This is a genomic window from Clostridium sp. BSD2780061688st1 H5 (genome assembly GCF_005845155.1).
Taxonomy (GTDB): Bacteria; Bacillota; Clostridia; order Lachnospirales; family Lachnospiraceae; genus Claveliimonas; species Claveliimonas intestinigallinarum.
The window spans coordinates 1-26,706 of the sequence record NZ_SPGT01000014.1; the positions used below are offsets into that span (position 1 = coordinate 1).

The window sequence follows — 26,706 nt, forward strand, 5'->3', positions numbered from 1 at the left end:
CGTCTAATTGCCATGCCCGCTTTTCAGCGGGTTTTCTTTTTCTCAAATTTCCTCAATCATGCATTTTCCTATAAAGTGAAAAAAGCCACAATCCTTCGTGAAAAAGACTGTGGCTTTCAGCTGTTTTTGTTGTTCTGCCAGGGCCGGTAAGGACGCTTGTACTTCGGCGGATGACTGAACATCGGCTCATGCTCCGAAAACGGGAGGGTCTGCAAAACCCGGTCAATGTCGGTGGATTCCATATCATACTGGGACTGGCAACTTTCCCGGATGGCATCTTTGATGCTCTGGACAGTACACATATTCATTCCTTTCCTTTCGTAGTGATAATGAGTTTACGGGTGGCGGCGGCGCTTGTCCGGTTTGAAGTCGAGCACATGGCCCTCGATCACACGGGCATACCGCTTGATTTTGATTTCCCGACGCTTCTGGCTTACGAGGGCGGCCTGATACCCGTCCTCCGTAAGAAACAGCCGCATATCATCGCCGGGGCAGCCGTAGGAACAAGGGCGCTGAACGGAAAACTCGATCATCCAGCGGGTGCTGTCCTGAAAACGCTCTACGGCCAAGATATTGTGTCCTTTCAGCTCACGGGCTGAAATATCCCTCATAGGCGGCTCCTTTCATCGTTCCTGGTCTCTCTGGCGCTTCTTCTGCCACGCCTCCAGCAGTTTGATAATGGTTTCCTGCATCCGCTGGGGCGTATAGCTTTTGGGGAAATACTTCCGCAGGGTGTCGGAGGTGAAAGTCACTTTGTCGAGATCACTTTTCTTTTCCTCACCCATGATGACGCGCATCATATCGAGGGTCAGATGTCCCTCCTGGCTGTATTTCTTGAGTCGCTGAGCCTGGGAGAGAGAGGGGGTAGCCTGTTCGCTGTCCATCGCGTCCAGCAAATCCCGCTGTTCTTCTTTTTTGAGAAAGGACAGCTCATAAGCCGGATTGAGGGCGATTTTCTTTTCATCGACCATATCCAGCAGTTCGGGAATCAGCTCCGTCAGGCGGATATAGCGCTGCACCTGGTTCCTACTCGAACCAGCCTGCTGCGCCAACAATTCATCTGCACGCAACTTCGTCCCAAGTTGGGACGAAGTTAAGTCCCCCCGTGCGCCTTGGTGTTTCATAGCCTCCAGCTTCATCTTGTAAGCAAAGGCCCTTTCGCTGGGGAGCAGGCTTTCACGTTGTAAGTTGCTGTCCACCATGATGATAGTGGCAGCATCATCGTCCAGGTCTCGGACAATGACAGGCATGGTTTCTTTCTCGGCCAGCTCACTGGCCCGGTGCCGCCTGTGACCGGCAACCAGCTCATAGCCGCCCTCCGGGTCCGGGCGGGCGATCGCCGGAACCAGAACACCATACTGCCGAACGCTGTCGGCGGTCTCCATCATGGCCTCGTCATCCTTGACTTTGAAGGGATGCCCCTTAAATGGGTGCAGCTCAGACAGCGGAATTTCCTGTATCTTCTCCAGCTTGGCATCCTGGCGGCTTTCCTCGGTGGAAAACAAATCATCGTATGGAGCCAGCTCTACTTTTTTCGCGCTGCTTTTCAAGTTTTATCACCTCCTTGGTCAGATTCTTATAGCCCTCGGCCACCTTGCCATTAGGGTCATGGGCAAAAATGCTTTTGCCCTCGGCGCTGATCTCCTTTGCCCGGACAGAATGGGGAATCTCGGTGCCGAACACCTTGATTTTGCTGCCATAGGTCTCCCGCAGCAGGGCGGCAATCTCCTTGGCGAAGTTGGTGCGGTTGTCCACCATCGTCAGCAATATGCCGTCGATCTGGAGCTTGGGGTTGATCTGCCGCTTCACCTTGTTTACGGTCTGGAGCAGCTGTTCCAGGCCCTTGGCGGGCAGGTACTCCGCCTGAACGGGGATTATGACCCTGTTGGCGGCGGCCAGGGCGTTGACCGTGAGCATACCCAGGGATGGCTGGCAGTCAATCAGGATATGGGAATACTGTCCCTTGAGCGTGTCCAGATACTGCCGCAGGATGGTCTCTCGGCTCATGGCGTTCACCAGGGAGACCTCCATGCCGGAGAGCTGGATGTCTGCGGGCATCAGGTCAACGCCCTCCGGGTGGTGCAGGATACCCTCGCCGGGGCGCAGCGGCTCGTCCATCAGGATACGGCCCATCGCGTCGGACAGGGTAAAGGGCAGCTTGTCCGGCTGGGGGTGGCCCAGGCTGATGGTCAGGCTGCCTTGCGGGTCCCCGTCGATCAGCAGCACTTTCTTTCCGGCCTGCGCCAGCCCAATCCCCAGGTTCGCGCAGGTGGTTGTCTTGCCAACGCCGCCTTTCTGGTTGGCGATGGCGATGATTTGCGTGTTCAATGACTTCACCTCATTTCTGAATTGTTCTATGGCTTCTGGAAATAGAAAAAGCCGCCACTTCAAAAATTGAAAGTGACGGCCTTTTCTTATCCCGGAATGAAATTCCCCGGAAACGCAAAAAGCGCCCAGTAGAAAATACTGAGCGCTTGGCGATTAGATTTATTCTCTTTTGTTCAAATTAGGTCAAATTCAGACAAACCGTTTTCACGAAAAAGGTCTCTTGGAGATGTATAAATAAACATCCCCTTGGCATCCCAAAATCGCGTCTCGGTTGTCCTATTTTTTAACCCATAAGCCCTCTTTTTGGGGTGGTTGTCCACCATTTAACCCATAGAAAACGGGTTAAAAGAGGCTTCGTTCTGTCAAATTGCGTCAAACCATTTGAAAAGGAAAAACCCCGGAAACCGCGTAGTTCCGGGGTTTTTGACCACTTTTGATAAAGTTTAGCGCTTGCTGAACTTATAACAGCGTATTTAAGCCATTTTCAGAGGTTTTGAGTGCTATAGCTGTGTTACGCATTTCAATTTATAACCATTTTCAGACATTCATAACACTTTTATATACCTCTTCCAACTCTGCACGGCGCAAGGCGATATGCTCAACAATCGAATCTCCATGTTCCTTAAACCCGTTAAATCCAGACCGATAGACGGACGCTTCTATGATTTCACATTTCTCTCTGATCTCCCGTAGTGATTTACTCATTCTGAGCCGTCTAAGTCCTGCTGCCCGGTACTGCCTTACTCTCTCTAAACTAATACCGGACTCTCTGGCAATCTGAGATAATGTCTTTCCTTCTCGATAATATTCTTTAATAACTCGTTCCTGCTGATTGTCTGTATAACGCTCCACAATGCCCCATAATTCGCTCTGCTGATATTCATTGAATATTTTATCAACTGTATCATCTTCAAGGCTGAAATCGTCCGCTACAGTGTCAGCAAGCGACAGTTCCTCATCTGCCTTTATTGGAGCGTCCAGACTGACGATCTCCTGCATATATGTTTTTATCTTCTGTATTTCAGATAGTGGCAGCAGGCTATAATCTGCTATTTCTTCATCTGTTGGCGTATGTCCGTATGTCTGCTCAAACTCCTGTACGGTTTTCTTGTAACGTGCTATTTTCTGCCTGTATGCGCTCGATATTCGCAGTATAGAACCGCTGTTCTCCATGTACCGCTGAATACTCTGTTTAATCCAATACCGGGCATAAGTCATAAATAAAACATTCTCAGAGGACTCGTAATGTCGGACTGCCTCCCACAATCCAAAATATGCCTCCTGCAATAAATCTTCCTCCGGCTCATAATATGCGTATGGCTTTATAAATTTCTTGATTAAAGGCAGATTATTCTCATAAAGCACCTGCATATTTTCCGTTATATGATAACCGTTTCTGATCCGCTCAACAAGTTCCTCGTTACTCATTGCATTTACATCCACCTTTCCATATAATATAGGTAGATGTATCATTGTGGGAAGTCTTAGCAAGTGGCAGCAGGACTTCCCATCTTTTTTGATTATAACAGAAAAAGCGGCGCTATGGCCGCTCATTCTTTAAATCTCTGTAATTGTCTCTATCGGTTCATCATGATTCATTCTGTATTGGCTCATATCTACCAGATACGCCACGAATATGATAAATCGGTATGTACTCAGCATTTGCGCCAGTATCTCCCGACTGACTAATGCTTTGCGCTTCTCTGTAAAATTGTCTCCCGGTTCCTCATAGTAGAGGAATGATGTTTTCTCTTTATACTCGATCAGATAACCTGTCATTATGCACCGCCTCAATCTTCCCCTTTGTCATGCTTGCTGTTCCTTTCTCTTATGACTATATCAGAAATGCAAGATTGAATTTTACTTACATAATCATAGGCGATTCCACAGAGAGAGTCTATCCGATCCATTTTATCAAGCATATCACAAGCATCCTTTTCCGTTTCTATCGGCTTTTTACTAATTGTCTCCAATATTTCAGTAAGCACAAACAATGCATGTTCACAATCAATATCTAAGCTATCAATTTCATAAACGACATTGATTAACCTTTCCTGCATATCATTTATAATTTCCGTTGCTAAAGTTTTCTGCTCCATTTTTTATCAAAATCCTTTCTTGATTTCTGACCGGACTGCCTCTATAATTAAGACAATCCGGCTTTTCCTATGTGTTGTCGGGTTACTTAGCCTTTGTTGAAGTGCCAGCTTCTTCAGAGGCTTTTCTCAGTTTCTAATATGGTTTTTACAAAGAAATAGATATTTCTTAGAAACCGTTCGTTTTTCATCTCTTGTATCATTTCAATAATAAGTTTCTTATAGTCCATGTGTACCTCCTATATTTAATTTTACTCCTACCTATAGTTAAACACCACGACAAAAAACCGCCATAAATCCGCCACAAAACCGCCATTTAAATCGCCTGAACCTGTGAGCGACCAAAGAACCTGGCTTTATAGATTGCTCCATCTCCACGGCTTCCCCATATCAACGTTACACCAAACAGCGCCTTGCTTCCGTGTGCTACTTCGTAGCCTTTTTTCTTCCACTCGCTCCATGTGTTCGTTTCTTCCTCAACGCCTGCTGCCGCTTTTGCGTCCTCTATGCGCTTCAGGTTGATTGTAACGGCTTTAGCTGAAAGCCATGCCCTATGAAGTGCTTCAGCAAATGTGACTTTGCCTTTTCTGAAAAGTTCCCATGCTTTTTTCATTATCTGGCTTAAATTGTACTTCATCTTGTGACCTCCTTATCTGGAACAGCCCCGGCAGGTCTTAAAGCTATCTAAGGTTTCTTGACCGTCTCATTATCCCCTTACCCTTACCCGGTGTTATGTTGGTGTCTCCGGTACGCTTTCGCCACTTCGTTTTCACCCTTCGCTGTTCCGTTTTCTTTATCTTATGGTCTTATTATATCGTATATGGTCGTATCTATCAATAGACATACTCCACAAATATACGACTATATATTTGTTTATTTTGTATATGGTCGTACATCTTGCAATGTGGTATATTCTTAATATAAAATTTTATAAAAGAAGGTGACAAATTGGCAGACAATAAAAAAAGCACATACAGAGGATTTACTCCCGCTCAGGCAGAAGCACACAAACGATATATGAAAGATTTTGTAGAGATTAAAGTCCGCATGACCGCTGATAAAAGAAGCATAGTTCAAAACCATGCCGCTAAAATGGGCGAGAGTGCAACGGGCTTTATAAACAGGGCGATAGATGAGACTATGGCTAGAGATGAGTTGCAGTTTCTTCCAGAACTATCCGATAAAGATGAAGAAGCAAGAAAAGTAGCCGGAACATCCGCAGAAAGCATGAAATTGACAAAATTAATCTTAGAACACGGCACGCCGGAACAAATCGAGCGTGCTGAGAAAGATTCATTATCAGTTAAAGATATAGCTATAGAAATTCTCTCAAATATGACCGTTACGGAATAACCGTATCTGTCGGATTTTATGGTGTAACGGCTCTTGAATCCTGCTACCGGATATGATATATTATAGATGAAAAAAGGAGCAACCGCCCACAAGGGGTTGACCTATAGAGAGAACATAGAAATGCCACCCTAAACCGGTCAAAGTTATGAGGGTGGTTTTTCTATGCAAAAAGCACTACTTCAAAAACGTAAAAACGAATGTCAGCAATGCAAGAACAAACATACCAAAGGCCATAAGGTCTTTAAAATCAAATGGTTTTTTGTCCATCAGCACCACCCCCATTCTATGTAAGAATAGAGGTCAGCCACCCTGTAACACGATTGCTCCGTAGAGAGAGTATAGCATAATCAGCCAATAGTGAACAGTCCTTTTTAAAATTTGCGGCAGATTTTGGACGTTACTACCCGTCAGCGCACACCGCCATAAGACCCCCTCCACCATATAGTCAAGAAGGGCTGGCCTCCCGTCTGCCCTCCATGCTTATATTCTTACAAAACTATTAGATACGCCCTGCAATGCGTCCTCGATTTGTCTTGACGTAGTTCCAAGATACCTTTGCGTAGTAGTAATACTGCTATGCTGCAATAACTGCTGTACAAGCCGCACATCATAGCCGCTATCCGTGTAAACCTTTGAAGCAAATGTTTTTCTAAAGCTGTGAGTAGATATATCATGCAGCCCTAAATACTGACATACGATAGCTAATTGCTTTTGTATTGCTCTTTCTGTTGGTATTTTCCCGTTCTTTGCGAATAACGGCGCTGTTTCTTCAATATTATTATCTATGCTGTACTGCCTTAGTGAATTATATAATATTCGAGATACAGTAAATTCTCGCCGCTTTCCTGTTTTTTCTTCTGTCAAATCAAGTCTGTAGCGTTCTCCATCCCTAACTATGTAATTCATTCTTAGTTTAAGAACATCCCCTATTCTCATTCCGGAAACTGTTTCTGTTTGCAATATCATAGCTAGTCGCTTATTTGGCCGGAAAGTTTTGTTTGTTCCATCGCTATTCGTATATGTGAATCCACTCATAATAGCTTCCATGATATTACGATATTCTTCTTCAGATAAAGCCCTTGTTTTCTTGTTATATCCAGCCGCCACAATCTTTTCCTCCTGTCTTATTCTATATTTGTATTATAGTATAAAATTCGTGTTTTGTCAATAAAAGTTCGTGTTTTTAGAAATTGTATAGAAAAGGATATAAATCACGTGATTTTAAGGGAAAAACAAGGAGCAAAAGTTCGTATAACATTACAGAATACGAATTTTCTATAATTCATGGACATATGTTCTTATTAAATATTGTTTTCTTTCTGCTTCGCTCATTCTGTTCAGAATCTCTGCTATCTCGTCCAAAACCTTGTCTTGCGACATATTTAATAATTCAGATAATTCTGGTAATGTGTAGCTGTTTTTCGCTTCTATCATCATAATATACTCCTAAGATGTTAGCCCATGAGGGAAGAACCATGTTACTTTATCCGGCTTCGATTCAGTAGGGATAAAATAATCATCCGGGTTTTTGCCTGCTGCCGCCAGTTCCTCTCTGCAACCTTCTATTTTGTCCAATACTTCCTCCCTGGACTCTCCCGTTATCTCCATAACATCCTCAATACTGAATAATTCGTGTTCGCCTGTAAAATGCGCTAAACTCATTCTAACGCCATTATAAGCGGCTCTCACACTAAACTCATGTTCTCCTATGCCGCTATTCAGTAAATCAGCCAGAAACGCACGTTCACAACCGTATTTTCCATATTTTTCATATAAGCTGTCTAATGCTTCTTGAAATGTCATTCTCATAAAATCCTCCTGTCTCTAAAGATACCGTTACAGATAAAAATACCGTCTGAGGGATTTAGGCGGCTACATGAACCGCCTGCGCCCTCTCATAGTCCTATGCTGTGACAAATTGCACCTTATCATCTTCCGGTACGAATTTAGCAGGTGTGCGTCCGATATAACCGACTGAATAGCTTGTTACTCGTCCATAATTGCTCTGTGTTTTAAATTGCAGATCAATCCAATCTCCCGGCTCAAAAATATCACTTGTGATTGTTAATTTAGCAGTATTGCCCCACGGCAGAGGGACAGTGACGGTATTTTCCTGCACCCTCAAAATCTTGCAAGCTGTAATGTGATTGCTGTGCCTGTTCAGTTCTGTTGTCTGTCTGTTATCCATATTCTTTAATCTCCTTTCAATTCCTGCTATGTTCTATTTCCCACTGTAAAGCCTTGTGGTATCGCTCTTGCATAATCTGGTAACGGCTCTTTGTAGATTGATTATTTAGTCGCTTACCAGATAAATAAATCCGTCTACCTTTATCATCATAGTGTATGTGCCTGTCCTGCGTATCGCCCATGTGAAGCTCCTTTCTCGGCAGCAGACAGCAGATTATAAATATCCGGGTATCTATCATGAAGTTCTGTCCGCTCTGCCAAATTCATGTGATGAAACTGTTCAAAAGTAATCCGTCCGGCTTTCTCTCTGGTAGACATATCAACTGTTACTCTGTCAAATTTCTGTGATCCTGCGTCTGAAACATATCCTCGTGCTAACATTCTTCATATCCTCCTATTCGTCTGGTAATTCTTCTAGTATTTCCGTTTCCGTTTTATTAAATATGTCTGGTAACTCCGGCCGCTTCAATGGCTCACCAATCGGATGCCTAGCGATAATGTCTTGAATCTCTTCCCGTGACATCATCCCGTCATTTTTACTATTCACATCAACAGCATTCTCAAAAGAAATTGTATCCTTATAATTGAGCCAGTTTTTCATAAGGAATATCCCACTCGGCGGCGATATTTTACCTCTCGTCATACTTTGTTCCAGAAATGCGGCAATGAAACTTTTTGCTCTGCTTATAATCTCCTGTCTCTCTGCATTGCAGTTAATACCGGCGTTCCAGTTAAATAATGTTGTCCGGCCGATATGTAAAGCCAAACAAAGCGACTCAATCCCCGGTCTTGTTCCTGTTCTCTGGCAAAAGCTGAAATAATCATCAATCCGCTGACTCAATTCCTCGTTTGTCTCCGGCTTTCCCAATTCGTTCAGTTCCCGGAGGCTCCCGACAACTTCAGAAACAAATTCCGGCTCTAAATCGTCCACTTGCTGTTGTGGAAACTGATGTTTTCCCATAAATTCACGCTCCTTTTTTAATGATGTTCACTATATGAATAGTTTGTGCTTATTCATGCTTTTTAGGCATATTTTTATAAATCCGCTCCAGCTCATCCAAAACCGTTAAAATCAACTGTTTAGCAAATTCTTTTTCTGGTACGCTCTCATACCTCTTATAAAGTGCGCTTGCCTCATCAACCACGGCAGACCAATACTCATCACTTTCTTGAACCTCTGCAAACTTTTTATGAAATGCGAACACATCACCGTATATTTTCCAGTAGACTGTACTCTTAAAATCTATCATGCTGTAGCCTCCCGGACTCTATCATAATAGTTGTGCAATTTCTTATGACAAGAACCGCATACCGTACATAAATCTGTGTATACATTCTCATGTCCGAGATTTTTATATGTGATATGATGAACTTGAAGCGTCCTGCAATGCTCCCGGTTCCGTCCGCACATCACGCAAGAGTAATTGTCTATTCTCATGCGCTCCGCTTTCTTCTGCTCCCACTCTGGACTCCTAATATATCGCTTATATTCTTCTGACTGCAATTTCTCATCTCCAATCTGAAAATCCGTTACAAACAAAGGTACGTTCTCATCTTTAAAAGTCTGGAAACCCTTGATTTTACTGAATATTTTTTATAGATAGGCATTATAGGCATTTTATATGTAAAGTTTCTATAGAGTAATTTTTAAATATTTACATATGGTTTGCCTACTTTGCCTATTTCATTATTTAAAGGGTATATCTCCGTCTACTTCCATAAATCCATCCTCAGCAAATTCATAATCTTTGATGATATTTCTTACCTGTGATCCATCTACCATGCCACGCTCCTTATAAATGCCCTTCGCCTTGCAATCAGAAATAAAATTCTGTTTGTTCTCAACATGGTATCCATTCCCACTGCACCACTTTTCATAACGGGCATATGTTTCTTTAACGGAAATATTTTTGCCCTCTGCCTCTGCCAGACATTCATTGATGAAATTCTGTAGCTTATCGCTTGACGCTTCATAATCTGTTGTGGATTTCTTTATTGCCTCCGGCACTTCCAGGCCTTCCCGGCAAAACGCTATCCATCCTTCAATCATCCAGTTTAAAATCCCGGACAACGCTTCTTTTGTAGACAGCTTATCTTTCAGCGTCTTGTCTTGCTCCGATTCTTCAAAATGCCGATCGAAACTTACTACCTGTACTCTGTCAGATTTAAAAATAGTATTGTCGCTTACTACTGGAAGAAAATTCGTGTTGCAGATCATCTTGAATTTTGGAACAAATTGAAATTCGTCTTGATGAAGAAATCTCGCAACTATGGTATCTCTGCCGGTCAATGTTTTTAGTAATCCAACATCAAGCGGCATTCTCTTTGGTATCTCAGAGCAAACACATAAGCGTGTTCCTGCAAGTTTCGCCACATCCGGGCTTGCTGTCCGGCTATCTGGATTATTCTTGATTGCCAGTGTCTCTGGCCGGATTGTTTTTGAATAATCGCCCAAGACATCCGCAATCCGCTCAATCATGGTACTTTTGCCGTTCCTTGTTGTGCTACCAAACAGAAACCACATTTTCTCAAGACGTACATCTCCGGTGAGGCACGTTCCGAATAATTTCTGAAGATAATGGATTTTGTCTTTATCGCCTTGCATGACTTCATCTAAAAACTGCTCCCACCGTTCACACCTTGCCTCTGGACGGTATTCTGCATTTGCAATTTTAGATAGTAGCAAATCTGCGCTATGTTCATGCTTTTCAACCTTATCTTCATGGAATACCAGAACACAATTTTGTAAATTCAGCACATAATCATCCGCGTCCAGTTCCTCATTAGAAATAAAGTTAAGATCTCGACTGTCTTGTATGATTGCATTGCGTGTTCGGCTGTATGTCCATGTCAGAGCATATTTTAGATACTGTTCCTTTCGTTTCTCATCCTCATCCGACAGGCAATTCACGGCATATATACTCAGAGCCTTAGATAATTCTTTTGCGGATTTTCTCGCTCTCAATCCTTCCCGGTCAAGAATCCACCGCTGCCCGTCATAATAAAACCAATCCTTAGCTGTTACGTTGTATCTATGCTTATTCTCGAATACTGCGCTGAATAGCGTTGCACTCCCTATGTCTGTCAGAGGAAAATTATTTGCCGCATCCAGTTCCACCAACTTTCGCACAAGCTGTGTACCTTTAGGTACGGTCATGACCGGCGCAGGATTGCTCTCGTTGTCTGTAATGGCTGAATGAATGAGTTTCTCAAAATCCTCATTGCTGTGTCCTGCTGCAAAATAATCTGAAATATCTGCCTTTGGAATATCCGGCACCGGCACTATTACTTTTGCACTCTTAGCAATTTCTTTTAAATCAGATAGAATTGCGTTTGCAACCTTGCGCCCTGGCTCGTCATTATCAGCCAGAATGTTTACCTCTGCGTCTTTAAATAATGTTGCAAATTCAGATTGCCAGTCTCCAGAGCCTCCATAGGTTAAGGCTGTATAACCTCGTTTTGTGAGCGTATCAACGTCTTTTTCTCCCTCTGGTATAAATATCGGCCTGTTCTCTGCAATCGCTTTATTTAGGTCTTTCAGATTACCATAGACGCTTTTTAAATCTTTCCTGTGCTTACCCATCAGACCATAGGTAAATCTACCATTACATAAGACCCCGTATATCATCCGCTTATCCTGCATACGGATTTTTGTAAAGGTATATTCCCCGTTGACAGAAGAAACATAGTCGTAAACTGCTTCGATCCGCTTATGCTCTCGCCCCTCTACATAGGCTCTCCAACTGCTGCCCGGTGGACGTTCTTCAAAATATAAATCTTGTTTTTTAAGTCCGACCTTTTGTATAATATCCTCAAAGTTACATCCAGCGTGACAATGGAGCAGTGCGCTCCTTCGCCCTTTTGTAATTGTTAGAGAGGCTTGTTTATCATCATGGCATGGACAACGAGCCTGCGCCTTATCTCCGTAGCGTTTCTGTATCTGGAAGTGTGTAAGTACCTCATCAAACTGCATTTTCACACCTCCGCAAACTATCCAGAGTTTCAAGATATGCCTGCGCTACTCCATCCCATTCATGCCATTTTTCACAATCATCTGGTATTGAGTCTCTGAGTTCTCCTGCTAACTTTGCATATTCCTCCAACTCAGTAGCGTCTTTGGCTGTAATGGTTATGTTTCTTTTGAGATACGGGATGTAAACAGAATTTTTAATCAACTGTTTCACCTCCGATCATCACACCGGTTTCTTCAAAGAAACGCTTTGGCGAAATAAGGTAGGAAAATTGGCAGCTCTTAGGTGTCCTCTTGTATGCGCACCCCCACGAAACAACGCCCTGTTGCAGCATTAAGCGGACGGTTTGCTGATCCATATGCAGAGCCTGTGCCACTTCTGAAATTTTTAGGTTCGCTTTGATAAACTTGGGATTCTCAGACTGAACTGTCTGATTATTGGAATTGTTCATGCTCCACCTCCAACTCTTGCGGTTAGCGACTACCTCCCAAACTGGCAGCCGGTTTACTGACTTTAAAATTTGATGTGCTCAATAGCTTCTATGATTTCTTGTTTCTTTTCGTCCGGCAACTCATTTCTTAGCCACCGACTGAATGTAAATTCATTCACACCTAACGCCTCTGCAATCTCATAATGTCTGAGTCGCTTTTTTCTTATCAATTCTCTAATCTCTGTGTTAGCCATAGACATTTCCTCCTTTCTCTTGACAACAAGCTTTGATTTAGCTATACTATACCACACAGAATTGTATCTGTAAACAATCAATTATTAAACATATTTTTCATTTATAGGAGTTTTTGTTTATTATGAAATACGTTTATGATTATTCTAAAATAGGGGAACGCATTAAAGACGAACGCAAAAAGAACGGTCTTACTCAAGACGAACTTATCAATTCGCTTCGAGATAAACAGATAGCAGTTGGGCGCAATACCTTGTCTGCTATGGAAAATGGCATAAAGGAAAAATTTTCTTTTCAAGTTTTATATGGTCTTGCTGAGATTTTTCAGTGTCAAATAGGATATCTATTATGTGAATATGATTGCAAAATACAGTCTAACGCCGCTATTTCTGAAATTACTGGTCTATCCGATAATGCAATCAATACATTAAAAAAAGTAAATGAAAATAAAGACAAATATAGAAAATATGATGTCTTGCACTTAATCGACACATTAAATCTAATTATGGATGAACCTATGTTATTCACATTCTTTCTTGATTACATTGGCGATTATATTGATAACAAGTACACTATTCCTTTGCATTATGATAATAAGGTAAATGATTATACTGAGTCTATTGCAGAACCTCCCAGATTGTCTCTTGTTGATGTTCCCAGAAAAGAGAAGGAAAAGTACATTGTTTTAGGTGCTCCGAACAACAATCCAGACAATCCAGAAAAATATATTCATAGACAAATTCCTGTGGATCTCATAAAGACATACTATATTGATAGAATTAGACAGGTTCTTGATAAATGGGGGAAAAAGTATGAAGATAGAAATAATAATTCAAAGCGTAAGGACGGTGATTAAATGGCACTCATAAAATGCCCCGAATGTGGATGGGATAAAGTATCTGCTTTAGCGGATAAATGTCCTCAGTGCGGCTATCCCTTACAAAATACCGTTACCACATCAAAGCCCCGTTCTAAACGACACAAACGCCCGTCCAGAGCCGCCAACGGTGCAGGAAGTATCTACAATACCGGCAGACCACACAAGCCATTCCGGGCAGTTGCAACACTCGGTTTTGAACTTGATCCCGTCACACACAAATCAAAGCAGATCAGAAAAACTGTAGGATATTATGAGACTCGTGAAGCGGCTGTTGTGGCTCTCGCTCGATTTAAGGTAAATCCTCTTGCGCTCCCAGAGACAACTACAGTCAGAGAAGTTTATGAGCGTTGGTCTGCAAAGCATTTTGAAGGCAAAAAGGACGGCACAATCAAGAAATACAAAGCCGCCTTTAATCTTCTTGTTCCGATATGGGAAAAGCCTTTTGCTAATGTCTATCTGGATGAATGGCAAGCTATCGCAGACAATTCAGAGAAGAACGCTCCCACCCTCAAAGATTACAAAATCCTTGTCGGGCAACTTTACAAGTTCGCTATCATGCACGATATTGTAAAGCCGGAGCAGGATAAATCAAAATATATTGATCTGTCAAACTTCGGCAATCCAAACGCCAGAAAACGGAAACGCTTTACTTCTGAAGAAATAGAGACTCTGTGGACGCTCAAAGACTCAGATATTTATTATACGGTTATTCTCATGCTGATTTATACGGGTGTCCGCATATCTGAGTTTCTTGAACTAAAGAAAGAGAATGTAAATCTCTCAGAACGGTGGTTTGATGTAACGGCTTCTAAAACCTCTGCCGGAGTCCGTAAAGTTCCGATTGCAGACAAGGTATATCCGTTCTTTGAATATTGGTATCATCTGAATGACTGTGAATATCTGTTATCTACACCAGACGGAGCAGGCTTTAAATACAGAAACTATTATGATGGTTACTGGACTCCTTTAATAAATGCCGCACAAATGGATCACACGCCGCATGATACCCGTCACACCTGCATTTCATTGTTGACAGAGGCAGCAGTTGATGAACGTCTCATTCAGCAGATTGTAGGGCATAAAGGCGCAAACGTCACACGGTCTGTCTACACTCATGTAGATATAGCCAACCTGTTAGAAGCAATCAATAAGATATGACCGTTACAGAGAAAAAGAGTCGGTTTGTTCCGGCTCTTTCATCGTTTATGGGACTTCACTATAATTCTTCTAAGTTCTGCTGTCTTATCGCACTGGATCAGCCTGCTGCCCGTCACATCATTTATGTATCCCTTTTTCAGTTCTATTGTGTAATGCTTATTCATTCCGTTTATGGTATCCACGTGCATTCTCTGGATCATTTCCCGGTATTTTTGTGCCACTTGCCATTTATCAAGTAAAGCCTGCTGTTCCTCTGTAAATTCCGGGTTTAGTTTCTCTCCCAGTCTGCTTTTACCGGATACCAGATCATCACACACAAGGGCATACAGATATTCATTAACGGACATCTTAAGTTCACTGGCCGCCTGCCTTATTCTGTCCTTCTCGCCTTTTGGTATAGTAAAGTTAATCCGATCATAATTTTCTTTAATATGCTGATTTTTATATTCTGTGCGGTTCATACAATCACTTCCTTACCCATATCATACCATGTTTAAAAGTCTTGCGCAAGACAGTTGTTTTCATGATTTTATTTTTGGGTGCTATTGAGTGCTATAGACCGCTTTTCTGCACAATTTTCAGCCATTTAAGAACATTTTGGATATAAAGAAAACCCTTGAAAACACTGGATTTTCAAGGGTTTTGCTGATTTCTTTAATTGTAGCCAAATTATCGCTTGCTGAACTGCGGAGCGCGACGGGCAGCCTTGAGGCCGTACTTCTTACGCTCTTTCATTCTCGGATCACGTGTCAGATATCCGGATTTCTTCAGAACCGGTCTGTAGTCAGCGTCTACCTGAAGGAGAGCTCTTGCAATACCATGACGGATGGCTCCTGCCTGTCCCGTGTATCCGCCGCCCTTTACATTGACCAGCACGTCAAACTTGCCGTCTGTCTCTGTTGCAACGAGAGGCTGACGAACGATAACCTTCAGTGTCTCCAGCCCAAGATACTCGTCGATATCTCTCTTATTTATTGTGATCTTACCTGTTCCAGGTACTAAATATACTCTAGCGATAGATTTTTTTCTTCTTCCTGTTCCATAATATTTTGATGTAGCCATTTTTTAATATCCTCCTTTCGACCTCTGATTAAAATTTCAGCTCTTCCGGCTTCTGAGCCTGATGCGCATGCTCTGCTCCAGCATATACGTGAAGCTTCTTGATCATGCTTCTTCCTAAAGGTCCCTTCGGAAGCATTCCCTTAACAGCCAGCTCGATCACCTTCTCCGGCTTCTTGTTCATCATCTCTGCCAGAGTCGTCTCTTTCATTCCGCCTACATACTCGGAATGGCTGTAGTAAATCTTCTGATTTAACTTCTTTCCTGTTACTTTTACGTCCTTTGCGTTGATCACGATCACGTAATCACCTGTATCGATATGCGGTGTGAATTCCGGTTTATTCTTTCCTCTTAAAACCTTAGCTACTTCTGATGCTAAACGTCCTAATGTATAATCTGCAGCGTCAACTACATACCATTTTCTCTCAATCTTGTCTGGACTAGCCATATAAGTTTTCATTGGTTTACCTCCTGTGAATTGGTTCACTACTATAGAAATAATATGAAATGTTATATTGAAAGCAGCCAGGTTCCGGGGCTTTGGTGCCTGCTGTTTCTCCTTTTGTCATACTGCATTATTATATTATACGCATCCACGTGTGTCAACTGTTTTTTTAGGACTTTTTTCATTTTCCCGCACCGCTCCGGCACGCTCCTATATCCCGCTTATTTTATTTGATTTATAAATATGTAACGACAGGGAGTCTCAGAAAATCAGCAGTATATTGAGCACCCACAGCAAAATGCCAAGGCAGATTCCTATGATACCCAGGACGCGCCCTGCCTTTGCCTTCCCGGCCTGGCTGGATCCCATACCCATCCTGGCCCGGGACACGGCCAGAACTCCCAGTATAATGGCGGCGATCGGAATGATGCACAGGATCACGCTGAGCACACCAAATATAAGGGAGCCTGTGGCTGCCTTGGTGTAGTCCGTTGTCTGCACGTAAATCGGCTGAGGCTGCTGCCCTGCCTGGCTCTGCGGCCCCGCCTGACTCTGCTGTCCCTGGGGAGGGGTCTGCAGCTCCTGCTGGAGGACAACAAAGAGCTGCTCCAGGCTTTCCCTGTAAGGCTTTTTCATGAGCACACCCACAACGCCGTCCAGGCCCATCTCTCCGCCTGCCGTCCCCCTCAGCCATGCCTCCAGATGAAACATGCCGTTGAAGTAGGACCATTTCAGATATTTAAATCCTTCCACCACACCGTCTCCTGCTCGCCAGGCCGGCTCTCCCTTCCACTCGGACATGACAAACTGATTTTTCCGCAGATAATCCTGCATGATAAAATTCACAAAATCTTCCGGCTTGTTCAGTACAATATCTTTTACATATCTGGCCATACGCCCGCCTCCTCATTTTTTAGCATTTTCATACGTCATTCTTTTAACATGTGTCTATTCTAACACAGAAGAGGGCTTTTTTTAAATCCTTGTATCCATATACAGGATACTTTATAATATTTTCTGCCGGCACATATGCCGCGCCGGAGCTTTCCGTTTTATTCTCACGCATTTTACAGAAATATATATACAGCGGAGGAACTGATCATGGCTAAAAATATCGATCTCGTAAATGGCCCTGTGCTGCCTTCCCTGACAGGACTGGCTCTGCCCATCATGGCAACCTCTCTCATCCAGATGGCCTACAATCTGACGGACATGCTCTGGATCGGACGGATGGGGAGCAGCGCCGTGGCTTCCGTGGGAGCCGCGGGTATGTACATGTGGCTCTCCAATGGGCTGGCAGCCCTGCCGAAAATGGGCGGACAGGTAAATGCAGGCCACGCCCTGGGAGCCGGCCGGACAAAGGAGGCAGCCTCCTTTGCGGCCGCCGCCCTGTGGATGACCACAGCCCTGGGGCTTTTGTTTGGCGTCTGCTCCATCCTCTTCGCAGACCCATTGATCGGATTTTTCCATCTGAACAGTCCCCAGGTCATCCAGGACGCGAAAATTTACCTTCAGATCACCTGCGGGTGTGTTGTATTTTCCTTTTTAAATCAGACGTTTACCGGGATTTTTACGGCTGCGGGCAACAGCCGCTGCTCCTTCGCCGCCACTCTGACAGGTCTGGTCATCAATATGGTGCTGGATCCGATCCTCATCTTCGGAGCGGGACCGTTTCCCGTCATGGGCGTTATGGGTGCCGCCATTGCCACCATTTTTGCCCAGCTTGTCGTCACCCTGGTGTTCGTGGCCTTTGCCCTGCGGGACAGTGTCCTGTTCCGGCATATCCGGCCTTTTGACCGTCCGGGGAATGGCCGGCTTCTCGCTATCCTGCGCATCGGCTTCCCCACCTGCGTGCAAAATATGATATTTACCGGCATCTCCATGATCATCGCCAGGATGGTGGCGGGCTACGGGGACGCGGCGGTAGCGGTTCAGAAGGTTGGCTCCCAGATCGAATCCATCTCCTGGATGACAGCGGATGGCTTTGCCGCTGCCGTCAACTCTTTTCTGGCCCAGAACCACGGAGCCGGGAAGCCTGAGCGTATCAGGAAGGGCTATCGGAGCGCCATGGGCGTTGTACTCATATGGGGCCTCCTCTGCACCGTCCTCCTGATCGGCTTCCCCGAGCCCGTATTCCGCCTTTTCATCACAGAGCAGGACGTCATCCCCATGGGAGTGGACTACCTGGTCATCCTTGGTGTATCCCAGCTTCTCATGAGCGTGGAGATCACCACGGCCGGCGCATTTGCGGGCCTTGGGAAAACTCTCCCGCCCTCTGTGTGCAGCATCGTCCTGACCGGCGCCAGGGTCCCCCTCGCCTGGCTTCTCGTGCGGACTTCTCTGGGACTCAACGGCATCTGGTGGAGCATAACCATCTCCAGTATTTTCAAGGGCCTGGTCCTGTTCCTCTGGTTCCGCTCCTATCTGGGAAGGGAGCTTGGGAAAATGTCCTCCACCGCCAGCTGACCTTAAAGACCCCAAACTAAATCTGACAATATACACCGGGAACAGACAAAATCCACGCATTTTCTCTGCCGCCCGGCATTTTTATATGAAAATTATATAAAACATCCTATACTTTTGCCTTGTTTTATAGTAAAATAGACGAAGCGCAAACAAACAAGAAAGTGAGGCAGATATTATGTGGGCTTATAACAGTATTTTCTATCAGATCTATCCGATCGGATTTTGCGGCGCTCCGGTGCACAATGACGAGGAGTGTGTGCCCCGTATCCGAAAGCTTATGGACTGGAGCGAATATCTGGAGAACCTGGGCGTGGACTCCATCCTCCTGAACCCTGTCTTTGAGTCTGACAACCACGGCTACGACACAAGAGATTTCAAGAAGCTCGACTGCCGTCTGGGGACAAACGAGGATTTTGCCGAGGTCTGTAAAAATCTCCACGAGCACAATGTAAAGATTGTCCTGGACGGCGTATTTAACCATGTGGGCCGAGGCTTCTGGGCTTTTCAGGATGTGCAGGAGAAAAAGTGGGACTCCCCCTACAAGGACTGGTTTATCATCAATTTTGACGGAAACAGCGGCTACAACGACGGCTTCTGGTATGAGGGCTGGGAGGGACATTTTGAGCTGGTCAAGCTGAACCTGAAAAACCCGGCTGTTGTGGACTATCTCCTGGAATGTGTAAAATTCTGGGTGGACACCTTTGACATTGATGGGCTTCGCCTGGATGTGGCCTACAGCCTGGAGCCGGATTTCATGCGCAGGCTGCGCTCCTTCACGGACAGCCTGAAGGAGGATTTCGCCCTCATCGGGGAGGTGCTCTTCGGGGACTACAACCGGATCGTAAACGACGAGATGCTCCACAGCTGCACCAACTACGAGTGCTACAAGGGTATCTACTCCAGCTTCAACTCCATGAACATGTTTGAGATCGCCCACTCCCTGCAGCGGCAGTACGGCTCCGAGCAGTGGTGTCTGTACCGGGGCAAGCATCTCATGACCTTTGTGGACAACCACGACGTGACCCGGATCGCCAGCATCCTCACAAACAAAAATCATCTTCCCCTGACCTACGGACTTCTCATGGGCATGCCTGGCATCCCCTGCATATACTATGGAAGCGAGTGGGGAGAGCCGGGAGAGAAATCTCCTCACAATGATTACGCCCTGCGGCCCTGCTTTGAGGAGCCAAAGCCAAACGAGCTGACGGAGCTAATCAAGAAGCTCATCCGCATCCGCCAGAAGAGCGACGCCCTGTGCAATGGCTCCTACCGCAACGTAGTTCTCACCAACCACCAGCTCGTCTTTGAGCGGGCCACGGAAAGGGAGCGTGTCATGGTAGCCATCAACGCCTCCGACAGCCCCTTTACCGCTTCCCACGGCGACCTGAACGGCGCAGTCACAGAGCTCCTGTCCGACACAGAAATGAGCCTTGTGGGAAATCTAGAAATGCCGGCGTACAGCATACAATATCTTGTGTTTTGATCACTTTTATACAGGGCATTTTTCATTTTGGGACACCATTTGATGCAGGTTCAGACGTAATACTTTTAAAAAGTATTACGTCTGAACCTGCAAGCCTGCGTAGGAGGTACGTATGAACCAGCAAAAATACGTCATTGTGGGAGCCGCCATCCTGGACATTCTGGCCCGGCCGGTGGACGCCTCGGTCTTTGAGACAGGGTCCAGCCCGGCCAGGGCCATCGCCATGCACACCGGCGGGGACGCCATGAACGAGTCCAGGGTGCTGGCGGATCTGGGCGCGGACGTGCGCCTTGTGAGCAAGGTGGGAACGGATCCGGCGGGAGATTTGGTTCTCTCGGCATGCGGGGATCTCCACATCGACACCAGCTATATCCGCAGGGACCCGGAAATCCCCACAGGAGTCAACATTGTCCTGGTAGACCAGGAAGGGGAGCGCAACTTCATCACCTGTCCGAACAGCACGCTGCGGAAATTCTACCCGGATGATGTGCCGGAAGCTGCCCTGGCGGGCGGGAGCATCCTCTGCTTTGCCAGCATCTTTGTCTCTCCCCACTTCGGGAACCGGGAGCTGGCCGCCCTCTTCTCCCGGGCCAGGGCCGCAGGGCTCACGGTCTGCGCGGACATGACCAAACGAAAGAACAAAGAGACCATCCGGGATATGGAGAAAAGCCTCTCCTTCCTTGACTATGTATTTCCCAACTACGAGGAGGCGGCCCTCCTCACCGGGGAGAAGGATCCTGACCGGATCGGGGATGCCTTTCTCTCCCGCGGCGTGAAGCACGTGGTCATCAAGGCAGGGGCAAAGGGCTGCTACGTGTGCACGGAAGCGGATCGCTTCTGGTCTCCCGCCTACAGCCGCGCCCGGTGCATCGACACCACCGGAGCCGGGGATACCTTTACCGGATGCTTTCTCTACGCCCTGGGGCAGGGCCTTCCTCTACCAGACTGCGCCCGCTTTGCCAACGCAGGCGCCTCCCTCTGCATCGAGAAGACAGGCGCCGCCGGAGCCGGGAAGGATTTACAGGAGATCATAAAAAGAGCAGGCCTCTGAATCAGGTCTGCTCCTTCTTTTCCCATACTCTTTTTCCTATTCTCTCACCAGCACCTTCTCGATCTCTCCGATGTACGTGGTGTGGTAATCGTTCTGGGGATACCATTTTGTATCGCACTCCGTATCCACGAAGCACTCGGAATACATCTCCTGGGCGTACAGCTTGCGGCATACGAAGATCATCTCCGCCTCCTCCACTGCCGTGGTCTCCTCCAGCGTCTTCTCATTTACAAAATACGGGTGAAGTCCCGCCTTCTCCCACTTGTTCTCCACATCCCTGCCGGACACGGAGCCGCAGATGTTCAGCGCCTCCCGCTTGTCCTCGGGAAGGAAGGAAATGGTAAACCGGTCGCTGCCGTCCACAAATTCCTTTGTGTATCTCTGAGGTCTGATGTAGGCCGTCACAACGGGCTTTCCCCACATGATGCCCACGCCTCCCCAGCTTGCTGTCATGGTATTGGATTTCATCCGGTCTCCCGCCGTCACCAGCATCCACTGTCTGCTGATCTTGTCAAACGGATTGAACTGAAGCTCATGAATATCCATCTCTTTAAACGCCATCTTCTCTTCCTCCTATCCATATGCCCTGACTGCGGGCAAACTCTGATTTCTATTATACACCTTTTAGTACCAGCGCACCATAGGATAGTCGTTGTTAATGCCCTTCGTAGCGACGATCTGATGGATGTCAATGATGCCGTTGTGGAAGGTGGCCGCGCAGGCGTTCAGATAGAGATCCCACATCCGCAGGAAGCGCTCGTCAAACATTTTCTTCTCCTCTTCCATGTGCCTGTGGAAATTGTCCGCCCAGCACAGAAGGGTTTTATTGTAATGGAGCCGCAGGTTCTCGATATCCATGATATGGAAATCATCCTCCGCCATGCAGGACACCATCTCCCGAAGGCTCGGCACCGTGCCGCCCGGGAAAATATATTTCTTGATCCAGGGATCTCCGGCGTGCTCTTTAAGAGCGCTGATAAAGTGGAGAAGGAATGTGCCGCCGTCCTTCAGAACTGCCTTCACGCAGTCGTTAAAGAGCTGGTAGTTGGCGCGGCCCACATGCTCCACCATGCCCACGCTGACTACCCGGTCAAAGGTGTAGCCGCTCTTTGGCAGATCCCGGTAGTCCATCAGCTCCACCTTCAGCTGATCCTGGAGTCCCTCCTCCTCGATCCGACGCTCAAACTCTTTGCACTGCTCGTGGCTCAGAGTGATGCCCACGCCCTTGATCTTGTATTTCTTGGCCGCCTCGATGAGAAGAAAGCCCCAGCCGCACCCAATGTCCAGGAGCGTCATCCCCTCCTTCAGGTTCAGCTTCTCCAGGATATAATCCACCTTGTTGACCTGAGCCTGGTAGAGGGTGTCATCCGGATGCCTGAAGTATCCGCAGGAATAGCTCATGGTCTCGTCCAGCCAAAGCCTGTAGAAATCATTCCCTATATCATAATGGGATGTGACCTCCTTCTCCTGGTTCTTCTTTGACACAGAGGAGTGCATGATCTTCTTCAAGGCATTTTCATCTGTAGAAAATTTCCCCAGCTGTCCCAGGAAATGATCCAGCGCGTAGTAGAGGTCTCCCTCAATCTCCAGATCCTTGTCCATGTAGGCCTCTCCGAGGGCCAGGGATGTACTTGTAAGGAGCTTTGTCTTTGGAATAGATTTGTTGAATTTCACTGTAAATTCTGGTGTTCCTTCGCCGATCTTGTACTCTTGCCCATTCAGTTTTACGAGGAACGGGTAGTCGGTAAATCTCTCTAAAAATGTTACTAAAATGTCCTTCACGTCTCTTTACCTCCTGATTATTCCATTTACAGGAGATACTTTATTCCTATTTTTCGGATTTGTCAAAGCCCCTTTTGTCGCATAATTATAAACTTTTTATGAATTATTCCATCACGATCTTCCGGAAATTCTTCTTTCCCTTCTTCAGCACAATGCCTGCCTTAAAGGCGTCCTCGGTAAACACCTCGTGGATATTCGTGATCTTCTCGCCGTCCACGGACACGCCGCCCTGCTGCACAGCCCGTCTCGCCTCGGACTTGGAGGGAACAAGCTCCGCTTTCACAAGCATGGTCAGGATATCCAGGCAGCCGTCCTCCAGATCCTCCTCTGTGAGTGTGGTGGTGGGCATGTTAGCCGCATCGCCCTGGCTGAAGAGAGCTCTCGCGGAATCCTGGGCCTTCTTCGCCTCTTCCTCGCCGTGTACCAGCTTGGTCAGCTCGTATGCCAGGATCTCCTTGGCCGTGTTGAGCTGGGCCCCCTCCCAGGAGTCCATCTTGTCGATCTCCTCCAGGGGAAGGAAGGTGAGCATGCGGATGCATTTGAGGACGTCCGCGTCCGCCACATTTCTCCAGTACTGGTAGAACTCAAAGGGGGATGTCTTGTCGGGGTCAAGCCACACGGCGCCGCTCTGTGTCTTGCCCATCTTCTTGCCCTCGGAGTTGAGGAGCAGGGTGATGGTCATGGCGCAGGCATTCTTGCCCAGCTTGCGGCGGATCAGCTCTGTGCCGCCCAGCATGTTGCTCCACTGGTCATCCCCGCCAAACTGCATGTTGCACCCGTATTTCTGGTACAGTACGTAGAAGTCATAGCTCTGCATGATCATGTAGTTGAATTCCAGGAAGCTCAGTCCCTTCTCCATCCTCTGCTTGTAGCACTCTGCTGTCAGCATGCGGTTGACGCTGAAGTGGGGGCCCACCTCCCGGAGCAGGTCAATGTAGTTCAGATCCAGCAGCCAGTCCGCATTGTTCACCATCAGGGCCTTGCCCTCGGAGAAATCGATGAAGCGGCTCATCTGCTTTTTAAAGCAGTCGCAGTTGTGCTGGATCTGCTCCGGCGTCATCATGGAGCGCATGTCCGACCTGCCGGAGGGGTCTCCGATGTACCCGGTGCCGCCGCCGATCAGGGCGATGGGCCGGTTGCCCGCCTCCTGAAGTCTCTTCATGAGGCAGAGGGCCATAAAGTGTCCCACATGAAGGCTGTCCGCCGTGGGGTCAAACCCGATGTAAAAGGTTGCCTTTCCGTTGTTGATGAGCTCTCTGATCTCCTCCTCATCTGTCACCTGGGCGATCAGTCCTCTTGCCTGCAATTCTTCGTAAATTCCCATTTTTCTTCTCCTTTATCTTTTTATTTTTTATCTGTTTTCTGTGCCACAGTTGCTCATTCTGTGGGGTGGTCCGGCTCTCGGGAATAGAATACAAAAAAGCCCTTACTGCTTTTACACAGTAAGGGCGAACAATCCTTCGCGGTACCACCTTGCTTTACCGGCGCCTCGCGGCGCAGGCCTCATCCGGCTGCTCCCCTGTCAGATCGACATGTCTCTCCTCTTCGGATTACAGCCTGGCACTTTAACGCGCGCCAACCCGTCACAGCCTATCTCCGTCTCCCGGCCTTCGGTGTGCAGCTCCAAGATGTATTCGCATGCGGTTCCTTCGCGCGCCTCTCATCAGCCGGCTGCTTTCTGTGCGGGTGTCCCGGATACTACTTGTTCTTTTCCAAGCCTTTTGTATGTTATTCCGTCTGACTGAAATCCTATCCTATCCGGATTTATTTGTCAAGCCCATTCCGGAAATTATTTGCCATCCCGTTTACTTTCCCTGATAGTAGGGGCATCTCCCCCTCAGGCACTGCTGGTTCTCCCCGGAGAAGGTGCAGAGAATCTTCTCCGGCAGCTCCATCTCCACCCCCAGCTCCTCTGCCGTCATGCGGGCTGCCTCCCCCACGGCAGTGAAGGTGTCTCTTTTACAGCACCTGGGGCCGCCGATCTCCCCGATGGCCTCCAGAACCCTGGCTGTCATTCGGTTGGAGAGCCCCCAGGACTTTCCGGCAAGGGGCGTAGCTCCAGTGACAATGCTCATGAAAATGCCAGCGCTGATTCCGGCGCCGCAGCAGCCCCAGAAGCCGCAGACACCGCCCGGGATCTGGCTGCCTCTCTCCTCCATCTGTCCCAGAGCCTTCTCCAGATCGAGCTGTCCTCCGCAGTTGTGGTAGGCCGCAAGGAGGGCGGCGCCCGCCATCACGTGGTGCTCCGGGCCGTGCATATAGATAAACGGATCCTCCATGATCTCCTGCATGATGGCAATGGGGTCCTTAAGAGAAGTCTCTTCGCAGACCCGGCGGATCGCCTCCAGCCCTCTTCTTTCATGGCAGGCATCACAGACATAGTGGCCCTCCTTACAGGAGGCATGACTCTTTTCTTCTTTTCCGCAGAGGGCACAGGTCATTTCCACCGCCTCTTTATAGTAGATGAGCTCCTGACCGCAGATCAGGCAGCCCCCTCTTCCCGCTTTTGTCTTTTCTCTCTCCAAAACCCCTATCTGCCTTTCCCGGTCAGCATTTTCCCGTCCTTGATGACCGCTTTCAAATTCAGATCCTGATCGAGGAGCACCAGATCCGCCTTCTTCCCCACAGTGATGGATCCCCGGCTCTCATATACGCCCAGGCTCTTTGCCGGATTCATGGTAGCGCAGGCCACGGCTGTCCCCAGGGGGATATCCATCTTCTTCACCGCCGTGCGCACGCAGTCCATCAGGTTGGTGACTGAACCAGCCAGGGCACCATCGGACACCAGGGTGGCGTGATTGCCCTTCACATCCACGTCCAGGCCTCCCAGCGTGTACCGGCCGTCAGGCATGCCAGTGGCCCGCATGCTGTCGCTGATAAAAATGATCCGATCCTCCCCCAGCATCTTGAAGGTGGCCCTCACAACAGCCGGGTGGATATGGACGCCATCGCAGATCAGCTCCGCCATCACGTGAGGGCTGTCCGCCACAGCCCCCACCACGCCGGGAGCCCGGTGGGTGAAGGCGGGCATGGCGTTATAGAGGTGCACCGCATGGCAGGCGCCCCGGTCATAGGCCGCCTTTGCCGAGTCGTAGTCCGCGTTGGTGTGAGCCAGGGACACATGGACCTCATCCTTCACTGTCTCCACAAAGTCCAGCGCTCCCTCCCGCTCCGGGGCCACACCGATATACTTCACCGTTCCTTCGGCCGCCCTCTGGAAGCGGTGGAAAATATCTACGTCACAGAGCAGAATATTCCTGGCGTCCTGGGCTCCCTTCTTGGCCTCGCTGATAAAGGGGCCCTCCATGTTCACTCCCAGGAAATCCGCCCTCTCCGGATCCGGGTGCTCCTTTTGCGTCTTTCCGTATGCCGCCCCCGTAGCCAGGATAGCCTCCAGCTCCTCCACAGGCAGGGTCATGGTTGCCGGATTGATGCCCGTGACACCCACAGACGCCTCATACTCCGCAATCCCTTTTATCGCCTCCTGTGTGCCGTCGCAGAAATCATAGCCCCTGCAGCCGTGGAAATGGATGTCGATAAGGCCGGGGATGGCGTAGCACCCCTCCCCGTCAACAGATTCCTCCTGATCGCCGCAGACAGCCTGATGCTCCGCAAAAAGCCCGTCCTTTATATAGATCTCCCCCTCCGCAAAGCTCTTGTCTTCCCTGTATACTCTGACGTTTCTGATATGCATAGTTTTTTTCTCCTTCCGCCGCCTGCCTGGGCGGCCTGTACTGAAAATATTATAGTATACTCTTCCCCCAA

General features: G+C 47.5%; 34 protein-coding genes. 6 read left to right on the forward strand and 28 right to left on the reverse strand.

Translation table 11 applies throughout. The annotated features are described in order from the left end of the window. Window positions 1-116 precede the first annotated feature (116 nt). The 8 genes from FGQ86_RS16460 to FGQ86_RS09985 form a co-directional block, all read right to left on the reverse strand. Window positions 117-308 carry a hypothetical protein gene (locus FGQ86_RS16460; protein WP_002576356.1) on the reverse strand — a complete coding sequence of 64 codons (192 nt, stop codon included), beginning with the start codon at window positions 306-308 and terminating at the stop codon, window positions 117-119. Between the two features lie 27 nt (window positions 309-335). Beyond that, a complete protein-coding gene (locus FGQ86_RS09955; RefSeq protein ID WP_002576357.1) occupies window positions 336-611 on the reverse strand; it encodes a DUF5720 family protein in 276 nt (91 codons plus the stop codon). A 12-nt stretch (window positions 612-623) separates the two neighbouring features. Beyond that, complete coding sequence (locus tag FGQ86_RS09960; RefSeq protein WP_002576358.1) at window positions 624-1,550, reverse strand: ParB/RepB/Spo0J family partition protein; 927 nt, start codon at window positions 1,548-1,550, stop codon at window positions 624-626. Then, a complete protein-coding gene (locus FGQ86_RS09965) occupies window positions 1,507-2,328 on the reverse strand; it encodes a ParA family protein (protein WP_002576359.1) in 822 nt (273 codons plus the stop codon). The genes FGQ86_RS09960 and FGQ86_RS09965 overlap by 44 nt, the downstream gene beginning before the upstream one ends. 537 nt (window positions 2,329-2,865) lie before the next feature. Continuing rightward, the gene (locus tag FGQ86_RS09970; RefSeq protein WP_171031543.1) at window positions 2,866-3,756 is read right to left on the reverse strand and encodes a sigma-70 family RNA polymerase sigma factor; all 891 of its coding nucleotides are present in this window, start codon (window positions 3,754-3,756) and stop codon (window positions 2,866-2,868) included. Window positions 3,757-3,885: 129 nt separating this feature from the next. Continuing rightward, window positions 3,886-4,107 carry a hypothetical protein gene (locus tag FGQ86_RS09975; protein ID WP_138303797.1) on the reverse strand — a complete coding sequence of 74 codons (222 nt, stop codon included), beginning with the start codon at window positions 4,105-4,107 and terminating at the stop codon, window positions 3,886-3,888. Between the two features lie 11 nt (window positions 4,108-4,118). Beyond that, window positions 4,119-4,427, reverse strand: coding sequence for a hypothetical protein (locus FGQ86_RS09980; protein ID WP_138303799.1), 309 nt, complete (start codon window positions 4,425-4,427; stop codon window positions 4,119-4,121). Window positions 4,428-4,740: 313 nt separating this feature from the next. Beyond that, window positions 4,741-5,061, reverse strand: a complete 321-nt coding sequence (locus FGQ86_RS09985) for a hypothetical protein (protein ID WP_138303801.1) — start codon at window positions 5,059-5,061, stop codon at window positions 4,741-4,743. A 311-nt stretch (window positions 5,062-5,372) separates the two neighbouring features. Between FGQ86_RS09985 and FGQ86_RS16320 the strand changes: the two genes are divergently transcribed. After that, on the forward strand, window positions 5,373-5,777 hold the full coding sequence (locus FGQ86_RS16320) for a hypothetical protein (protein WP_195639067.1): 405 nt from the start codon (window positions 5,373-5,375) through the stop codon (window positions 5,775-5,777). 480 nt (window positions 5,778-6,257) lie between these two features. Here FGQ86_RS16320 and FGQ86_RS09995 read toward each other — a convergent pair whose 3' ends face one another. The 11 genes from FGQ86_RS09995 to FGQ86_RS16255 all read right to left on the reverse strand — a co-directional run bounded on the left by FGQ86_RS09995 (window position 6,258) and on the right by FGQ86_RS16255 (window position 12,619). After that, window positions 6,258-6,884 (reverse strand): tyrosine-type recombinase/integrase, encoded by a 627-nt coding sequence (locus FGQ86_RS09995; RefSeq protein ID WP_138303803.1) that lies wholly within the window; start codon window positions 6,882-6,884, stop codon window positions 6,258-6,260. Between the two features lie 168 nt (window positions 6,885-7,052). Further along, window positions 7,053-7,214 carry a hypothetical protein gene (locus tag FGQ86_RS16250; protein WP_171031544.1) on the reverse strand — a complete coding sequence of 54 codons (162 nt, stop codon included), beginning with the start codon at window positions 7,212-7,214 and terminating at the stop codon, window positions 7,053-7,055. A 9-nt stretch (window positions 7,215-7,223) separates the two neighbouring features. After that, the gene (locus FGQ86_RS10000; protein ID WP_207670736.1) at window positions 7,224-7,586 is read right to left on the reverse strand and encodes a hypothetical protein; all 363 of its coding nucleotides are present in this window, start codon (window positions 7,584-7,586) and stop codon (window positions 7,224-7,226) included. Window positions 7,587-7,680: 94 nt separating this feature from the next. Next, the gene (locus FGQ86_RS10005) at window positions 7,681-7,965 is read right to left on the reverse strand and encodes a hypothetical protein (protein ID WP_138303804.1); all 285 of its coding nucleotides are present in this window, start codon (window positions 7,963-7,965) and stop codon (window positions 7,681-7,683) included. 146 nt (window positions 7,966-8,111) lie between these two features. After that, window positions 8,112-8,345 (reverse strand): hypothetical protein, encoded by a 234-nt coding sequence (locus tag FGQ86_RS10010; protein ID WP_138303806.1) that lies wholly within the window; start codon window positions 8,343-8,345, stop codon window positions 8,112-8,114. Between the two features lie 13 nt (window positions 8,346-8,358). Beyond that, on the reverse strand, window positions 8,359-8,925 hold the full coding sequence (locus tag FGQ86_RS10015) for a hypothetical protein (protein WP_138303808.1): 567 nt from the start codon (window positions 8,923-8,925) through the stop codon (window positions 8,359-8,361). A gap of 49 nt (window positions 8,926-8,974) precedes the next feature. Continuing rightward, window positions 8,975-9,214, reverse strand: coding sequence for a hypothetical protein (locus FGQ86_RS10020; protein ID WP_138303810.1), 240 nt, complete (start codon window positions 9,212-9,214; stop codon window positions 8,975-8,977). A 437-nt stretch (window positions 9,215-9,651) separates the two neighbouring features. Continuing rightward, entirely contained in the window at window positions 9,652-11,937 is a 2,286-nt protein-coding gene (locus FGQ86_RS16465) for a phage/plasmid primase, P4 family (RefSeq protein ID WP_243127221.1), read from the reverse strand. Further along, on the reverse strand, window positions 11,927-12,139 hold the full coding sequence (locus FGQ86_RS10035; protein ID WP_138303812.1) for a hypothetical protein: 213 nt from the start codon (window positions 12,137-12,139) through the stop codon (window positions 11,927-11,929). The genes FGQ86_RS16465 and FGQ86_RS10035 overlap by 11 nt, the downstream gene beginning before the upstream one ends. Further along, the gene (locus FGQ86_RS10040; RefSeq protein ID WP_138303814.1) at window positions 12,132-12,386 is read right to left on the reverse strand and encodes a hypothetical protein; all 255 of its coding nucleotides are present in this window, start codon (window positions 12,384-12,386) and stop codon (window positions 12,132-12,134) included. Before FGQ86_RS10040 ends, FGQ86_RS10035 begins: the two co-directional genes overlap by 8 nt. A gap of 62 nt (window positions 12,387-12,448) precedes the next feature. Further along, the gene (locus FGQ86_RS16255; protein WP_171031545.1) at window positions 12,449-12,619 is read right to left on the reverse strand and encodes a hypothetical protein; all 171 of its coding nucleotides are present in this window, start codon (window positions 12,617-12,619) and stop codon (window positions 12,449-12,451) included. Between the two features lie 122 nt (window positions 12,620-12,741). Here FGQ86_RS16255 and FGQ86_RS10045 point away from each other — a divergent pair, with 122 nt between their 5' ends. Then, the gene (locus FGQ86_RS10045) at window positions 12,742-13,473 is read left to right on the forward strand and encodes a helix-turn-helix transcriptional regulator (RefSeq protein ID WP_138303816.1); all 732 of its coding nucleotides are present in this window, start codon (window positions 12,742-12,744) and stop codon (window positions 13,471-13,473) included. Then, window positions 13,474-14,655 carry a tyrosine-type recombinase/integrase gene (locus FGQ86_RS10050; RefSeq protein WP_138303818.1) on the forward strand — a complete coding sequence of 394 codons (1,182 nt, stop codon included), beginning with the start codon at window positions 13,474-13,476 and terminating at the stop codon, window positions 14,653-14,655. 38 nt (window positions 14,656-14,693) lie between these two features. Here FGQ86_RS10050 and FGQ86_RS10055 read toward each other — a convergent pair whose 3' ends face one another. The 4 genes from FGQ86_RS10055 to FGQ86_RS10070 all read right to left on the reverse strand — a co-directional run bounded on the left by FGQ86_RS10055 (window position 14,694) and on the right by FGQ86_RS10070 (window position 17,053). Then, window positions 14,694-15,116, reverse strand: a complete 423-nt coding sequence (locus FGQ86_RS10055) for a hypothetical protein (protein ID WP_138303820.1) — start codon at window positions 15,114-15,116, stop codon at window positions 14,694-14,696. Between the two features lie 208 nt (window positions 15,117-15,324). After that, window positions 15,325-15,717, reverse strand: coding sequence for a 30S ribosomal protein S9 (gene rpsI, locus FGQ86_RS10060; protein ID WP_087173351.1), 393 nt, complete (start codon window positions 15,715-15,717; stop codon window positions 15,325-15,327). A 28-nt stretch (window positions 15,718-15,745) separates the two neighbouring features. Continuing rightward, entirely contained in the window at window positions 15,746-16,174 is a 429-nt protein-coding gene (gene rplM, locus FGQ86_RS10065) for a 50S ribosomal protein L13 (RefSeq protein ID WP_138303822.1), read from the reverse strand. Window positions 16,175-16,420: 246 nt separating this feature from the next. Then, on the reverse strand, window positions 16,421-17,053 hold the full coding sequence (locus tag FGQ86_RS10070) for a DUF4190 domain-containing protein (RefSeq protein ID WP_138303824.1): 633 nt from the start codon (window positions 17,051-17,053) through the stop codon (window positions 16,421-16,423). Window positions 17,054-17,260: 207 nt separating this feature from the next. On the opposite strand from FGQ86_RS10070, the gene FGQ86_RS10075 reads away from it, so the two are divergent. The 3 genes from FGQ86_RS10075 (at window position 17,261) to FGQ86_RS10085 (ending at window position 21,159) form a co-directional block, all read left to right on the forward strand. After that, window positions 17,261-18,625 (forward strand): MATE family efflux transporter, encoded by a 1,365-nt coding sequence (locus FGQ86_RS10075; RefSeq protein WP_138303825.1) that lies wholly within the window; start codon window positions 17,261-17,263, stop codon window positions 18,623-18,625. Between the two features lie 175 nt (window positions 18,626-18,800). After that, on the forward strand, window positions 18,801-20,108 hold the full coding sequence (locus tag FGQ86_RS10080; RefSeq protein WP_138303827.1) for an alpha-amylase family glycosyl hydrolase: 1,308 nt from the start codon (window positions 18,801-18,803) through the stop codon (window positions 20,106-20,108). A gap of 112 nt (window positions 20,109-20,220) precedes the next feature. Next, the gene (locus FGQ86_RS10085; RefSeq protein WP_138303829.1) at window positions 20,221-21,159 is read left to right on the forward strand and encodes a carbohydrate kinase family protein; all 939 of its coding nucleotides are present in this window, start codon (window positions 20,221-20,223) and stop codon (window positions 21,157-21,159) included. A 36-nt stretch (window positions 21,160-21,195) separates the two neighbouring features. Here the strand turns inward: FGQ86_RS10085 and FGQ86_RS10090 are convergent, their stop codons facing one another. From FGQ86_RS10090 to nagA, 5 genes are all read right to left on the reverse strand, one after another. Beyond that, entirely contained in the window at window positions 21,196-21,720 is a 525-nt protein-coding gene (locus tag FGQ86_RS10090) for a flavin reductase (RefSeq protein WP_138303831.1), read from the reverse strand. Between the two features lie 63 nt (window positions 21,721-21,783). Further along, window positions 21,784-22,941, reverse strand: a complete 1,158-nt coding sequence (locus tag FGQ86_RS10095) for a cyclopropane-fatty-acyl-phospholipid synthase family protein (protein WP_138303833.1) — start codon at window positions 22,939-22,941, stop codon at window positions 21,784-21,786. A 103-nt stretch (window positions 22,942-23,044) separates the two neighbouring features. Beyond that, the gene (gene tyrS, locus FGQ86_RS10100) at window positions 23,045-24,265 is read right to left on the reverse strand and encodes a tyrosine--tRNA ligase (protein WP_138303835.1); all 1,221 of its coding nucleotides are present in this window, start codon (window positions 24,263-24,265) and stop codon (window positions 23,045-23,047) included. Between the two features lie 481 nt (window positions 24,266-24,746). Next, the gene (locus FGQ86_RS10105) at window positions 24,747-25,466 is read right to left on the reverse strand and encodes a DUF5714 domain-containing protein (RefSeq protein ID WP_138303837.1); all 720 of its coding nucleotides are present in this window, start codon (window positions 25,464-25,466) and stop codon (window positions 24,747-24,749) included. Window positions 25,467-25,471: 5 nt separating this feature from the next. After that, window positions 25,472-26,635, reverse strand: coding sequence for an N-acetylglucosamine-6-phosphate deacetylase (gene nagA / locus FGQ86_RS10110; protein WP_138303839.1), 1,164 nt, complete (start codon window positions 26,633-26,635; stop codon window positions 25,472-25,474). Window positions 26,636-26,706 lie beyond the last annotated feature (71 nt).

Excerpts from the sequence above, each read along its gene's own strand:
- FGQ86_RS10000 (WP_207670736.1), bottom strand. The coding sequence starts at position 7,586 with ATGAGAATGACATTTCAAGAAGCATTAGACAGCTTATATGAAAAATAT.
- FGQ86_RS10015 (WP_138303808.1), bottom strand. The coding sequence starts at position 8,925 with ATGGGAAAACATCAGTTTCCACAACAGCAAGTGGACGATTTAGAGCCG.
- tyrS (WP_138303835.1), bottom strand. The coding sequence starts at position 24,265 with ATGGGAATTTACGAAGAATTGCAGGCAAGAGGACTGATCGCCCAGGTG.
- FGQ86_RS09970 (WP_171031543.1), bottom strand. The coding sequence starts at position 3,756 with ATGAGTAACGAGGAACTTGTTGAGCGGATCAGAAACGGTTATCATATA.
- FGQ86_RS10010 (WP_138303806.1), bottom strand. The coding sequence starts at position 8,345 with ATGTTAGCACGAGGATATGTTTCAGACGCAGGATCACAGAAATTTGAC.
- rplM (WP_138303822.1), bottom strand. The coding sequence starts at position 16,174 with ATGAAAACTTATATGGCTAGTCCAGACAAGATTGAGAGAAAATGGTAT.
- FGQ86_RS10050 (WP_138303818.1), top strand. The coding sequence starts at position 13,474 with ATGGCACTCATAAAATGCCCCGAATGTGGATGGGATAAAGTATCTGCT.
- FGQ86_RS10040 (WP_138303814.1), bottom strand. The coding sequence starts at position 12,386 with ATGAACAATTCCAATAATCAGACAGTTCAGTCTGAGAATCCCAAGTTT.
- FGQ86_RS10020 (WP_138303810.1), bottom strand. The coding sequence starts at position 9,214 with ATGATAGATTTTAAGAGTACAGTCTACTGGAAAATATACGGTGATGTG.
- nagA (WP_138303839.1), bottom strand. The coding sequence starts at position 26,635 with ATGCATATCAGAAACGTCAGAGTATACAGGGAAGACAAGAGCTTTGCG.
- FGQ86_RS16250 (WP_171031544.1), bottom strand. The coding sequence starts at position 7,214 with ATGATGATAGAAGCGAAAAACAGCTACACATTACCAGAATTATCTGAA.
- FGQ86_RS10045 (WP_138303816.1), top strand. The coding sequence starts at position 12,742 with ATGAAATACGTTTATGATTATTCTAAAATAGGGGAACGCATTAAAGAC.
- FGQ86_RS10090 (WP_138303831.1), bottom strand. The coding sequence starts at position 21,720 with ATGGCGTTTAAAGAGATGGATATTCATGAGCTTCAGTTCAATCCGTTT.
- FGQ86_RS10085 (WP_138303829.1), top strand. The coding sequence starts at position 20,221 with ATGAACCAGCAAAAATACGTCATTGTGGGAGCCGCCATCCTGGACATT.
- FGQ86_RS10075 (WP_138303825.1), top strand. The coding sequence starts at position 17,261 with ATGGCTAAAAATATCGATCTCGTAAATGGCCCTGTGCTGCCTTCCCTG.
- FGQ86_RS09975 (WP_138303797.1), bottom strand. The coding sequence starts at position 4,107 with ATGACAGGTTATCTGATCGAGTATAAAGAGAAAACATCATTCCTCTAC.
- FGQ86_RS09985 (WP_138303801.1), bottom strand. The coding sequence starts at position 5,061 with ATGAAGTACAATTTAAGCCAGATAATGAAAAAAGCATGGGAACTTTTC.
- FGQ86_RS16460 (WP_002576356.1), bottom strand. The coding sequence starts at position 308 with ATGAATATGTGTACTGTCCAGAGCATCAAAGATGCCATCCGGGAAAGT.
- FGQ86_RS10005 (WP_138303804.1), bottom strand. The coding sequence starts at position 7,965 with ATGGATAACAGACAGACAACAGAACTGAACAGGCACAGCAATCACATT.
- FGQ86_RS16255 (WP_171031545.1), bottom strand. The coding sequence starts at position 12,619 with ATGGCTAACACAGAGATTAGAGAATTGATAAGAAAAAAGCGACTCAGA.
- FGQ86_RS16465 (WP_243127221.1), bottom strand. The coding sequence starts at position 11,937 with ATGCAGTTTGATGAGGTACTTACACACTTCCAGATACAGAAACGCTAC.
- FGQ86_RS09955 (WP_002576357.1), bottom strand. The coding sequence starts at position 611 with ATGAGGGATATTTCAGCCCGTGAGCTGAAAGGACACAATATCTTGGCC.
- FGQ86_RS10070 (WP_138303824.1), bottom strand. The coding sequence starts at position 17,053 with ATGGCCAGATATGTAAAAGATATTGTACTGAACAAGCCGGAAGATTTT.
- FGQ86_RS09980 (WP_138303799.1), bottom strand. The coding sequence starts at position 4,427 with ATGGAGCAGAAAACTTTAGCAACGGAAATTATAAATGATATGCAGGAA.
- FGQ86_RS10080 (WP_138303827.1), top strand. The coding sequence starts at position 18,801 with ATGTGGGCTTATAACAGTATTTTCTATCAGATCTATCCGATCGGATTT.
- FGQ86_RS10055 (WP_138303820.1), bottom strand. The coding sequence starts at position 15,116 with ATGAACCGCACAGAATATAAAAATCAGCATATTAAAGAAAATTATGAT.
- rpsI (WP_087173351.1), bottom strand. The coding sequence starts at position 15,717 with ATGGCTACATCAAAATATTATGGAACAGGAAGAAGAAAAAAATCTATC.